14 protein-coding genes are annotated in these 12252 nt (G+C 44.2%); 9 read left to right on the forward strand and 5 right to left on the reverse strand.

What is annotated here, in order from left to right:
• Window positions 1-76: 76 nt before the first annotated feature.
• Window positions 77-697, forward strand: a complete 621-nt coding sequence (locus tag AB4329_RS04295) for a LysE family translocator (protein WP_372137701.1) — start codon at window positions 77-79, stop codon at window positions 695-697.
• A 256-nt stretch (window positions 698-953) separates the two neighbouring features.
• Here AB4329_RS04295 and AB4329_RS04300 read toward each other — a convergent pair whose 3' ends face one another.
• Window positions 954-2981 carry a PhoX family phosphatase gene (locus tag AB4329_RS04300; protein WP_371725294.1) on the reverse strand — a complete coding sequence of 676 codons (2028 nt, stop codon included), beginning with the start codon at window positions 2979-2981 and terminating at the stop codon, window positions 954-956.
• Between the two features lie 254 nt (window positions 2982-3235).
• Between AB4329_RS04300 and AB4329_RS04305 the strand changes: the two genes are divergently transcribed.
• The 6 genes from AB4329_RS04305 (at window position 3236) to AB4329_RS04330 (ending at window position 7603) form a co-directional block, all read left to right on the forward strand.
• On the forward strand, window positions 3236-3577 hold the full coding sequence (locus tag AB4329_RS04305) for a YggL family protein (protein WP_017062629.1): 342 nt from the start codon (window positions 3236-3238) through the stop codon (window positions 3575-3577).
• Window positions 3578-3843: 266 nt separating this feature from the next.
• Entirely contained in the window at window positions 3844-3984 is a 141-nt protein-coding gene (locus tag AB4329_RS04310) for a hypothetical protein (protein WP_017067451.1), read from the forward strand.
• Window positions 3977-4660: a spondin domain-containing protein gene (locus AB4329_RS04315; RefSeq protein ID WP_065583911.1), complete on the forward strand. Its 684-nt coding sequence runs from the start codon at window positions 3977-3979 to the stop codon at window positions 4658-4660. Before AB4329_RS04310 ends, AB4329_RS04315 begins: the two co-directional genes overlap by 8 nt.
• A gap of 9 nt (window positions 4661-4669) precedes the next feature.
• Complete coding sequence (locus AB4329_RS04320; protein ID WP_372137703.1) at window positions 4670-5350, forward strand: spondin domain-containing protein; 681 nt, start codon at window positions 4670-4672, stop codon at window positions 5348-5350.
• A gap of 81 nt (window positions 5351-5431) precedes the next feature.
• On the forward strand, window positions 5432-6163 hold the full coding sequence (locus AB4329_RS04325) for a response regulator transcription factor (RefSeq protein ID WP_372137705.1): 732 nt from the start codon (window positions 5432-5434) through the stop codon (window positions 6161-6163).
• A gap of 66 nt (window positions 6164-6229) precedes the next feature.
• Complete coding sequence (locus AB4329_RS04330; RefSeq protein WP_372137707.1) at window positions 6230-7603, forward strand: sensor histidine kinase; 1374 nt, start codon at window positions 6230-6232, stop codon at window positions 7601-7603.
• 49 nt (window positions 7604-7652) lie between these two features.
• Here AB4329_RS04330 and AB4329_RS04335 read toward each other — a convergent pair whose 3' ends face one another.
• On the reverse strand, window positions 7653-8117 hold the full coding sequence (locus AB4329_RS04335) for a hypothetical protein (protein ID WP_017064489.1): 465 nt from the start codon (window positions 8115-8117) through the stop codon (window positions 7653-7655).
• A 158-nt stretch (window positions 8118-8275) separates the two neighbouring features.
• Window positions 8276-9205 carry a DMT family transporter gene (locus tag AB4329_RS04340; protein WP_372137711.1) on the reverse strand — a complete coding sequence of 310 codons (930 nt, stop codon included), beginning with the start codon at window positions 9203-9205 and terminating at the stop codon, window positions 8276-8278.
• A gap of 149 nt (window positions 9206-9354) precedes the next feature.
• On the opposite strand from AB4329_RS04340, the gene AB4329_RS04345 reads away from it, so the two are divergent.
• Complete coding sequence (locus AB4329_RS04345; RefSeq protein ID WP_017062622.1) at window positions 9355-9813, forward strand: Lrp/AsnC family transcriptional regulator; 459 nt, start codon at window positions 9355-9357, stop codon at window positions 9811-9813.
• Window positions 9814-9982: 169 nt separating this feature from the next.
• Here the strand turns inward: AB4329_RS04345 and AB4329_RS04350 are convergent, their stop codons facing one another.
• Window positions 9983-10225 (reverse strand): hypothetical protein, encoded by a 243-nt coding sequence (locus tag AB4329_RS04350; protein ID WP_017062621.1) that lies wholly within the window; start codon window positions 10223-10225, stop codon window positions 9983-9985.
• A 269-nt stretch (window positions 10226-10494) separates the two neighbouring features.
• On the reverse strand, window positions 10495-11070 hold the full coding sequence (locus AB4329_RS04355; protein ID WP_136979883.1) for a hypothetical protein: 576 nt from the start codon (window positions 11068-11070) through the stop codon (window positions 10495-10497).
• 96 nt (window positions 11071-11166) lie between these two features.
• Here AB4329_RS04355 and AB4329_RS04360 point away from each other — a divergent pair, with 96 nt between their 5' ends.
• Window positions 11167-11850 (forward strand): SH3 domain-containing protein, encoded by a 684-nt coding sequence (locus tag AB4329_RS04360; RefSeq protein ID WP_017064492.1) that lies wholly within the window; start codon window positions 11167-11169, stop codon window positions 11848-11850.
• Window positions 11851-12252: the final 402 nt, after the last annotated feature.

Consider the following 12252-nt stretch of genomic DNA (forward strand, 5'->3'; position numbering starts at 1 on the left):
TTTCAACCTCGCTTCATTTCAAGCCCGATCAAGAAACAAGAACTAATAAATAAAAACAAGTCGATAAGGTAATAATATGGATAGCGCACTACTTTGGGCTTTTATTCCCACGTTTTTCTTCGTGTCAATCACGCCCGGTATGTGTATGACTTTGGCGTTGACACTTGGAATGAGTGTTGGATACAAGCGTACATTATGGATGATGATCGGTGAACTGGCTGGTGTCGCTGTGGTTTCTATTGCCGCGGTATTGGGTATCGCTTCGATCATGTTGAATTACCCATGGCTATTTACGGGCTTTAAATTTGTTGGTGCGGGTTACCTGTTTTATTTAGGCGTTCAGATGTGGCGTTCGAGAGGCAAACTGGCGATCAGTACTGACAACCAAACAACAAAAGTCAGCAATGATTGGGACTTGGTGGTTCAAGGTTTTGTCACTGCAATTGCGAACCCAAAAGGCTGGGCGTTTATGATTTCTTTGCTGCCTCCTTTTATTGACAGCAATAAAGACTTAGCACCGCAGTTGTTCATTCTCGTGTCAATCATTCTGGTTTCTGAGTTTGTTTGCATGACCTTATACGCGACAGGCGGAAAGAGCTTAAAGCATATGCTGGGCAAAGCCGACAATGTTAAGTTGATGAACCGCATTGCAGGTACGTTGATGATGGGCGTTGGTGTTTGGTTGTTCGTGAGCTAATTCTGGTTAGCCTACAACGAGCAGAGATCCCCGACTCAGTCGTTCCTCCTTCTCGAGGGTGACGCGTACGTGGGATGATGACGACTTAGGATTACGGTGAGTTTTGAAAATTCGGATTCTTACTTAAACCGAAGAATGCATAGAATATAAAAAGAGCGATAGGGCATTTGGCCTTATCGCTCTTTTTGATTTTACTTAGCTAGCGAACAGAGACTAGATAACAGAAATGTTTCTGATCTTAGCCTGCGTTGTATATTTAAACCGCGATTTCACCGCCGTCTTCTCGACGAATCACAACCGTAGATGCTCTTGGGCGGACTTTGCCTTGAGTTTGTGCGGTTGCATCTTCAGACGATGGCCAGTTTGCCGGGTGTTGAATGTTCACAAACAGTGACTTGAAATCTGGGCTGATGGTAAAGCCTGTTACTTCACATCCGTTTGGTCCCACAAAGAAACGCTTTAGCTGCGCTTGATTGTTTGCATCAATTACCGCGCTGTTGCCTTGGTCATCCGTTAATTGAGATGGAACCACTGCCAGCATTTGGTCATTGGTGTAGCCAGTGACTTCGTCTGCGCCATTATCTGTCTGAATCCATAAAATACCACGAGCATCAAACGCTAAGCCGTCAGGACTCGCGAACTGGTTCATGTCTGTTAGACCAGAGCGGTTAATAGACTTGTCTTCCACTGCTGGTGAACCAAATACGAAGATATCCCAATCGAACTCGCCTGCCGTTTTGCCTTCATCCCAACGGATAACATGACCGAACTTGTTGTCTACGCGAGGGTTTGCAGAGTTCGCTTCTTTACGCTTGTTGTTATTAGTCAGCGTTAGGTAAGCCGTACCTGTCATTGGGTCAACAGAGCACCATTCAGGGCGATCCATTGGCGTTGCACCAACAAGGTCGGCAGCGCCTGCTGTATTGATGATAAGCGCTGCTTGAGAGTCAAATGAATCACCTAGCTTACCGCCGTTTGTAGTCTTGCTGCCCAACGTTAGTGGTAGCCAAGTACCTGAACCGTCATCGTTGAACTTAGCCACATACAGCGTGCCTTTATCCATGTACTTGTCACCCGCACTTAGGCGATTACTCGGTTCTGCGTCACGCGGGTCCCATTTCTCTTCAGAAACAAATTTGTATAGGTATTCAAAGCGAGAATCGTGACCAGAGTAGAATACGATTGGCTCGCCTTCGGTCAACTTACCAAACGTACAGCCTTCGTGACGGAAACAACCCAGTGCAGAACGTTTCTTAGCGCGAGAGTTTGCTGTGTATGGGTCGATTTCAACAATGTAGCCGTGACCGTGTGCTTCGTTACGGTAATCGTCCATTGCTGACTCACCTGTTGGTGTTACGTCAAAGCGAGCAAATTCGTCTAGGCGTTCTTGTTTGTCACCAGAAAGCGTGTCCCAACCGTAACGTGTTTTGTCGGTAGCGATACCAATACGTTCTTGCGCTGGTGTTGTCTCGCCTTTGTTAACGAAATAACCCGGCCAGTTTTCTTCACACGTTAGGTAAGTGCCCCATGGTGTGTAGCCATTACCACAGTTGTTCAACGTGCCACGAGCTTGGCTGCCGTCTTGTGAGAACTTGGTTTTGGTAAATTCACTGTGTGCAACAGGACCAGACAGATCCATTACGGTCGCGCCTGTGTAGCGGCGGTTCAGAGGATCGTTATCGACCATCACCCATTGGTTGCCTTCAAGTTTTACACGAACCACACTCACGCCGTGTGCGTTGATCTCTTTACGTACTTCATCAAGGCTAGGGCGGTTGCCTTCATCGTATGTAGGACCATTAGCGTGCAGTGCTTTTTGGTCGATGTATTCGTGATTAATCACCAACAAACCGTCGTTGCTGTTGCCATTAAGCGGGAAGAAGTGCATGCCGTCGTGGTGCATGCCCAGTGAGTTTGCTTGATCTTGTGCGTTGTTGGTTCCATCTTTTAACCAAGCATTGCCTTGCTTGTTAAGTGGAGTACCCCAAGGAACCAATACTTGTGCTGTATAGCCTTTTGGCACAACGACACTGTCTGTCAGTGAGCCTTTAACCGATTCGAATGCAAGTGTAGCAGTGCTTTTTTGCGGTGCGCTAGATGATGCTGTCGCCGCGTGCGCTGTGCTGTGGCCTGCTAAACCAAAAGCACCAAACGCCGTCATTGCACTGATGCCTAAACCGCCTTTGAGAACATTTCTTCTTGAAAGGTTCGCATCTAAAACTTCTTCGAAGGGTTTGTTTTTGCTCTTATTAAAACGAGTGCTATCAAATGTTTCCTTGCTCATCTCGACTGCTTCCTATTGGCTGATTTTATTATTCGTTATTCATGACTTACCCACCTACTAACTAATTGGTTAATAAGTTGGGTCAATGTGTGACTAATCGTGAAGCAGTTAAGTGACAGATTTTTATAGATTTGATTAAGGTTTTGTTTCTGTAGCACGATTTTTGCCATTAACACCCTTGTGTAATACAAAACTCTTGGGGATTGATGTGGAACTGTGTATAAATGCTTTATCAAACGAAAAGAGAGGCAGTTATGAAATTAGATAAAATCGAAAACAAAAATCGTCGCCTACGCAAAAAGCTATACCTAGGTGAATTCGCGATTCTGGGTTTTGAAGTAAGCTGCAAGACATCGATTACTGATTTTGATCAATACGATGTGTTCATTGATGAGTTCATTGATTTCATCGACAGCATCGGTCTGTGCTTTGGTGGCGGCGGCCTTGAGCTGTTTGAAGGTTTCTTATGCTCAATTGAGCGCTACCGTTCAGTAACAGAAGCAGAACAACTGCAAGTTGCTCAATGGCTTGAAGCTCGTGCTGAAGTAAGCAAAGTGGAAGTTAGCGAACTGATTGACGCAAACTACGCGTTCTAATTTGATGTTGTGTTGTTAGCTCGATTGAAAGGCCAAATACGGCTTAGGAAAGAGTAACAACAGTACGCTAGAATAAAGGCCGAATCGTTAAATCGATTCGGCCTTTTTGCGTTTTATTCGTTCCATTTCTATTCTTTATCTTCTTTTCTATCCCTTCTGACGTAAATGATAAATTGATATTTTTCGATTAAATATTAGTACTTTATCGCTATTTTTATTTGCAGTAATAAGTTTGGATAAACTTGTGAGAGTTTTATGAGAATTCAATGAAGTTGCTGATAGATTTGATCGTCATTCTTAGAGTCAACAACACCACAGTTCGTTCTGGCAAAGGTAACGGTATATCGCTGTTATTCGTTTTGTTGGCAACGATAGGACTCGATAAAGGATGGAATCAAAATGAATAAACGTACTCAAATCAGCTTAGTGATCAGCTCGGCTATGTTGGCCTTCGGAGCGGCTCAAGTTCAGGCTGCTGAGCTTGAAGTCACTGTCACTAATGCAACGAAAGGGATCTACTTTACGCCTATCTTAGCGGCGGCTCATGACTCAAGCTTGTTCATGTTTAGAACGGGTGAAACGGCTTCTTCGGAACTAGAGTCCATGGCCGAAGGTGGCGATATTTCAGGTTTATCTGGTGTCATTGCCAACGCGGGAGGCGTGGTGGTTGAGAACCCAGCGGCCGGCATCCTCAATCCAGGCGTCGCAACTACGTTTGATATCAGTACTGGTGATTTAGAGTACCTATCATTGGGTGCAATGTTGCTGCCGACAAACGACGGCTTTGTTGGTCTAGATAGCTGGAAGATCCCAACTCAAGCGGGCACCTACAAAGCGACTCTAAATGGTTATGACGCAGGCACAGAAGCCAATGATGAGCTGGCGGGCAGTATGCCGAACCCTCCATTCATTACCTTTGGCGCTGGTGGCACAGGTGTAGAAACGGCAGTATCAAACGCTAAGGTTCATATTCATCCAGGTAACATTGGTGATGGTGATGCGGCGGGCGGCATCAGTGACCTCGATAGCAGTAGCCATCGATGGTTAAACCCTGTTGCAACTATCACCATTGTTGTGAAGTAAGGGGGATGTATGAAAGCTAGAATTCTATTTGTCGCTGCATCAGTAGCTGTGTTAGCGGGTTGTCCGGACGATGACGACGATTACTATCGCTATGATGTGAGTGTTACTAACCTCACCCCCAATCAACCAATGTCACCACTCGCGGTGTTGACTCACAATACGAATTTTGATCTGTTCGAAGTTGGGCAAAGTGCCTCTGTCGATCTGGAATACTTGGCGGAAGGGGGTAGTAATGCACAATTGCTTGCGCTCAGTGACAGTGACGCCAATGTTTATCAAGGCATCTCAGGCAATGGACTGATTCTTTCAGGTGAGCAAGACACGGTGTCGATTCGTGTCGACCCAAATCAAGAAGGGTATATCTCAGTTGCTTCCATGTTGGTGAACACCAATGATGCGTTTGTCGGCGAATCCGGATTATCGCTCAAGTCATTAGCGGTGGGTGATACCTTTACCATGAACATGAATGTTTGGGATTCGGGAACTGAGCTGAACGATGAGCTTGCTGCAACCATTCCGGGACCAGCAGGCGGTGGTGAAGGTTTTAATACCACACGAGACGACACCGATATAGTGAGTTTTCACTCTGGCGTAATCAGCCAAGATGATGGCCTTACGACTTCTACTTTAAGTGCAAATCATCGTTTCCTTAACCCCGGTGCAAGAATCACCATTACTCGAACTCAGTAACAGGTTGAAAGCACGATGAAAGAATTCCTGCTCTGTTCCGGTCAATTGAAAGGTGGGCGGACTCAGAATAGAGCAGGGATCATGAATAGTGCTGCGGTAAATTTGATGGCAAACATATTGTTGGTTGAAGACGATGATGACTTGGCTGAACTGGTGCAGATGCATCTTAAGTTCCAAGGGCATAACGTAATCAGAGCTAATGTGATTGAAAAGGCTCAGGCGCTCTATAAAGAGGGTCATTTCGATTTGATCGTACTGGATCGTGGCTTACCAGACGGTGACGGACTCGATTTCTGTCGAATGTTGCGTCAGCAAGAGGATTGGACGCCAGTACTCATGCTAACCGCAAGAGACGCTGAGTTAGATAAGGTGTCAGGCTTAGAAGCCGGTGTTGATGACTACATAACGAAACCTTTCAGCGTTCTCGAGTTTCAAGCAAGAGTGAGGAACGTGCTTCGCCGTTTAAGCCATGTCGAATCAGCGACTCAAGAGGTTGTGACAGCAGAATCGATTATGAATTTTGGTGTGCTTACTATTCAACCTGAACGCCATCAGGTGTCACTCAATAACCAAGACGTACCGCTGACTGCTACCGAGTTTACCTTACTTCATTTCTTAGCAACCCGTCCGGGACGTGTGTATAGCAAAGACGAGCTGCTCGATCATGTTTGGAATACTCATCACTCTGGCTATCACCATACCGTGTGTAGCACCGTCAACCGTCTAAGACCCAAGCTTGCGATGCCGAATAGTGATGATGATTTCATTAAAACCGTTTGGGGTGTTGGCTATAAGTTTGAGTCGAAAGCTTAGCCCTATGTGTCGCGTCCGAAGTTTACTAAAAGGCCAGTAAGACCTAAGAGCCATCGAGGAGAGAACATGAGTTTCAAATCGCGTTTAGTGTTGTTCACCAGTTTGTGGTTTCTGCTCGTGAGTGTGGTGATTGCTTACACCTATAATTGGCAAAAAGAGACCATAGAACAAAGAACTAAACAAAGCTTACATAAAGAGCTCGCGGTTCACATGCGCGATGATAATCCTTTGATGATTGGCACCGACTACAACCCGAAAGCACTCAAATCAATTTTCCACACCTTGATGTTGATAGGGCCAGATTTCGATATCTATTTCCTCGATAGTCAGGGCAAGATTACGACTCATGCTGCGCCAGAAGGCACTGTGTTAGCGAACCAGATAGACTTAGCACCCATTCAACAGTTTTTAAACGACGAGCCTTATCCCATTCTGGGGGAAGATCCGATCAATCCCGGGGCTCGTAAGGTGTTTTCCGTAGCAGCGATTGAAGAGCTAGGTTCGACCGTCGGGTATCTGTACGTTTTGATTGGCAGTAATCGTCACACCGTGATTGCCAATTCGCAGGTCGACACGCCATACATTGCGCTCGCGGGGCTCATGCTGATCTCTATCTTGGGTTTTGCAGTTGGGGCTTATCTATTGGTTAAACGTAGCCTGTTAAACCCAATAGAAGCAGTAACCAACAAGCTGCAACAACAAGCAGAGCAAGATTTTCGATTGGACCCGAACTTCATTCATCAAGTACCAGAATTGGTGCCGATTGCACGCTCGTATCAGTTGATGGCGAAGCACATTCAACAGCAATTTTTGCAACTTGAATATCAGTCGTCACATCGAAGACAAAGCTTATTACAGCTCAGTCATGATTTGAAAACGCCATTGTCGAGTGTATTGGGGTATCTAGAAACGTGGAGGATTCAAAACCCACATTCGGATCCACTCATAGATGTGGCATATCGCAATGGCAACAAGTTATCTGAACAGCTCCATTCGCTGTTAGATAGCGCCAAGAATGATAACCCGGTACCCACATATCAATACGCTTCAATCGATTTCAATGGGCTGATGAGCGAATGCTTAGAAACGATACAAAGCCAATATCGCCATAAAAATGTTGAGTTGAACATTAATATGCCTATTGGAATCAAGGCTGTGGGTGACAGTGATCTGCTTGAGAGGTTGATTTTGAATCTGTTAGATAATGCATTGAGGCATAGCCCAAGTGGCACTGTGGTGTCGTTAGATGTTGGTTTTGAAGCGGATTCCAAACGGGTGAAGGTGGTGATTCATAATGAGGTTGAACTGGAAGCGCCGAATGGTTCTTTGGGAATAGGAACCAAGATCGCGCAGTCGATACTGATGTTGCATCACAGTGTGCTAGAAACAACAAAGGCAGAGAACTCCTTTCAGCAAAGCTTTTACTTGCCTTCGGTATAGCTCTATCTGCCTTCGATTTAGCTTGATGTGTACTTACGTAGAAGTAACGTTAAGCGTCTTTTCTGTCTTCGTTACCTTCGTTCACTTTCGCGTAGAAGTGAAGCAGCTCAGTTAATTCTTTAACCCAGCCAAACGCATCTTTAGGTGCGTTCTTTAAGATCTTTTCTACTTTCTCACAGTGCACTTCGATTGCGATTGCTTCTTCAAGGTTGAAAGAAATTGAGTAGAAGTGCCAAAGCAGTAGGCGAGTCATTCGCTCGATGTTCTGTTGCGAGTTATCCGACTCTGAGAAGGCTAGGTTTACTTCACCAAGCGCGATAGCTGTCATTCGAAGCATTGCGTCAAATTTCGCTGATTGCATGCGTTCTTCGCTGGTGACTTCTTCTTGCTCGAACGTAAACAATTCCGTCATTGCATCTTCAGGTACAAGGCGATGAATCATTCTTAAACTAAATTCTTCTAGTTCATGGCGAGGCATGGTGATTAAGCAATTTAAGGTGTAGTCGCGTTGCATGGTGTTCTCTTGGATCTGCAAAAAGGTCGGACAGTTTAATGGAGAAGCGAGTTTAGAAAAAGCAGATTTTAGATAAGCCTGCGTTGGCAGGCTTATCTGTGTACTACAAGCCCTAAAATCGATGCTTAGGGGAACTGTATTTAGGTGTGAACGCAGTATCAGGCTTTGCTATGGCTTGGCGGTTGGTACTGCATCGACTGGTCGTTTCTCATGAATATGTTGCTCGCGACCAAACTGCCGATGCAAATAGAACCAAGGGCGAGCCAAGTCATCGCATCAGGAATCTCGTTGAATAGTGGGATCGCCAACAAGGTCGCCACTGCGGGTGTTGCACTGCCAAAAGCGGCAGAGCGTTCAGCCCCTAAGGTATTAACCGCATAAAGGTAAGTGAACGCAGCGATTAAACCCGCCCCAACGCCTTGCACTGTTGAATGAACGGCAAGCTCCGTGAAGGGCCAATTAGCGATTGGTGTGTCCATTAGGTGGCTTGGGAGGGTTCCAGTCAGGATTAGGACGAGTAAAAGCAAAGAAGAACAGAGAGAAATAAAACCGGCACTGACTAACGCATTAAGATTAGCGACACGGGCTGAGATGGTGAACATCGCCCACATTAAGCTTCCGCATAAAAACAACAAATGACCTTTGGTGTATTCGAAGTTGAAGCTGCTTAAGCTACTCCCTAAAAACAACAGTATGCCGAGCAAAACCAAACCTAAACCAACAACACGATGTCGGCTGAGTGGCTGCTTAAAAAAGAGTACCGCAATTCCTGTAACGAACAGAGGAAGCGTGCCCGGAACAAGAGCACTGCCATGAGATACCGGAACAAACTGCATGGCCGTTCCGGCAACAAGCAGATAAGGTAATCCGCTACCTACGAACATACCCGTTAGATACCGTTTAGGGACGACGGCAATTGCGCTGCGTGCTTTCCACATCAAAGGCAATAACACCAAAGCCGGTATGAGAAATCTTGTGAGAGCGATATCGGCAGGTGTTAAATCTGAATTTGCGCCGCCTTTAAGAGAAAGAAAAAAGCTCGCCCAAATGAGTAGGGTGACAGTAATAGATAAGTAGCCAAGATTCATAATATAGAAGGAGAGTGGGTGATGACTCATTATGGAACAGTTGGTGTGCCACAGGTTGGCAAGTTTTGGCTAAACTTGAACTATCGTTGATGATTTCTGCTAATATTCACCAAATAATTAACGGATTTAACTAATGTTTGGCATTTACTATGGATAGAATTGATAGGCATCTTCTCGAACTGCTACAAAAAGATGGCAGGTTAACCACGGCTGAACTTGCTGATGAAGTGGGTTTATCACCTTCGCCTTGTGCAAGACGAGTCAAAAGGCTAGAAGAAAAGGGCATTATTGACGGTTATCGTGTGAGCTTGTCACGAGAACAAGTCGGCATCGCAATGAGTGTGTTTGTTGAGGTGAGCCTAAACAACCACCAAGAAGTGTCGATAGATAAGTTTGAGGCGGCTGTTGTAGAGATGGAAGAGGTGATCAGTTGCCACGTTGTATCTGGGGCTTATGACTATTTGCTAGAAGTGGTTAGCCCGAACTTGATGGCCTACGAGGCATTTACAAGAAAACTTCAAAGGCTCTCTAACGTCAAAGATATTCATACCCACCTTGCGATAAGACAAGTAAAAGGCAATGCACCACTGCCAATTTATACCGATTAAGCCAAACTCTGAGCAGTAACACGAAGGCAGAATGAGCTGAAAACGAAATGGTTTACTCCTGAAGTAGAAGCGCGGTCAATATCAAAAATCATCCATTAAGTGTCAGGCTTCAGGCAATAAAAAACGGAGCACCTCGTGAAAGGTACTCCGTATATGATAGGTGCAAAACTTAGTGATACTTAAAGTTAGAGATTGAACAATCCCCAGTTTGTGCATTAATTCTGAATGAAAAAGCATGTGAATGATAATCCACGCCGTCATTCCAAATTGTCTCTCCAAATATCTTACATAGCTCTAGCTCACTTACTGAACCGAACTCTTCCATGTGTTTAGCTACAGATAAAAGTTTACCTCTTATCTCTGCAGTCCATTCCGTGTTACTCAAGCAGTTGAAAGCCATAGTCTTTTGCATATTACCTAGCCAAAATGTTTCTTGTTATTAAGTTATATGAAGATTCATGATAACAATTTTCTGGCGTTTGTAAATCTATTTTGTGATGAACATCTCACATACTCGCTTGCATTGGTCGGAAATTGAACTTCATTGTTGATAGATAGCACATTACTTTCACAACCTATTGATAAAGCTTTGATTAACGAGTTCTTAGAATATTATGAATGGGATTGAGCATATTTATCGGAAAAGTCCAGTCGAACGAGTGAGAGAATCTAATGGTGATTTCAGTTTGATGCATCGTTTGCTGGTTGGTTTATGTGGCGCGCTTCATCAATCATCGTCGCTTCTCTGCGGTATTTTGAAGACAGCTGACGGAATTTTTCACTGAGTGTATGGAGATCTCGGGAGAGTGATTGTGAGCTTTGTACGTGCACCTTTGCGCTTTCTGCCTGGCGCGGGAGTCTTGCTTTGGTGCAGTGTTTGGCGACGGCTTGCCATGAATACGCTAGAGAGTCAGCGCCTTCAAGTTCACTAGACACAACATACGCCTGTTGTAGCAAAACCTCGGAGACGTCATACGCGGTATTCATATGACTATTGAGCTGCACATTAAACCTTTCTTCGTACTTTGCCCAAAGCTCAATGATCTGCTTTTCATTAAAGTGTTTAGATAACAATGTCTGTGACTCATAGGTTGAAAGAACTTGGTTGAACTCTTTGGTGTACTGATTATAGCGACCTTCAAAAGAGAGCTGACGATCCAACAGTGTTTGCCAGTTTTCACGGTCACAATGATTCGCTAGAGCGACATTGGCACTAAAAGTTGCGCTTACAATGATAACTTTCCCCCAAAAACTCATGACTTTCCTCTACTTACCGTGCGCTCTATTGAGAGTATAGATGAGCAGCAGCATGAGTTGATGTACACTTGAGACATACCTATAACGGAAGAGCTGGTGGATTTGATGAAAAAAGCGCTGATCGCTTTACTTGTGTTGTTGATATTGGGCGGAGGGGGAGGAGCGGCATACTACTTCTTGGTCATGAATAAAGACCCAATCCCACAAGAGAAAACGGAAGAGCCGGCGTTAGAAGCTACCGAGCAATCTGAATCTGAGCTTGTACCCATCATGGATCTTCAGCCTGAACCCGAGCAGACGGAATTTTACGTTTTGGAGAGAAAGCTTGAAGTGGTCGAGCAACCTGAAATTGATGGCTTGATAACAGATTACCTCTATAAAGGGGAAAAGGTGGTGGTACTCGAGAAACAAGGCGAATGGGCACGTATCTCAGACTATATAGTCCTTAAAGAAGGCGGCCCACAGACGGCGGAATGGGTCTCTATGTCAGGCTTATCGAATGATGAAGTCATTATTTCGGAAAAAGAAAGCAAAGAGATATTGGATTCCTATTTGGTTAAGTCTGATGACCTCAAGATCCATCAAGAAAAATTCCGTAATTCGGTGGCTAAACTGATCTCTGAGGGGGAGTGTGCCCCAAGTGATTTTGAAGAATTAGGCGGATGGGTGAAATCTGTTAAGTACAGCAATCGAGATGTCTATTTTATTTATTGTGGTGGGTTGTCCCTTGAAAACAAAATTTATCTTGATGTAAATACAAATGAAATATTTACGAAGTAAGATCCCAAGCTCAATTTATTAATGCTATTTACTTAAGCCCACTCATAGATTGAGTGGGCTTTTTTGTCTATTCATAATGCTCATCGTCCCCATTTAGAACGTTAATTATATTGAGGCTCATATAGAATCATTAGTAACCATTTATTAATTTCTAATAATAGTTTTGTTATTATTCTCGTGATCAATCATTTCAAATTCCAACATTGCATTATTCTTGAAACAAGCTGAGAGATATAGATTTATCTCGTATTAACAAAGGCTTATCTGCTTGTTGATAAAAGTAAAATTAAATAAACCTTATTAATATCAGAGCTTTGCGTTAATTTACATGTTCGCAACATTTCATTAATTTTGGGATGCAAGTCTAGTTTTTAATCATAATACGAAAATATTTTATATTTG

Source organism: Vibrio sp. 10N.261.54.A5, assembly GCF_041471145.1.
GTDB lineage: Bacteria > Pseudomonadota > Gammaproteobacteria > Enterobacterales > Vibrionaceae > Vibrio > Vibrio crassostreae_C.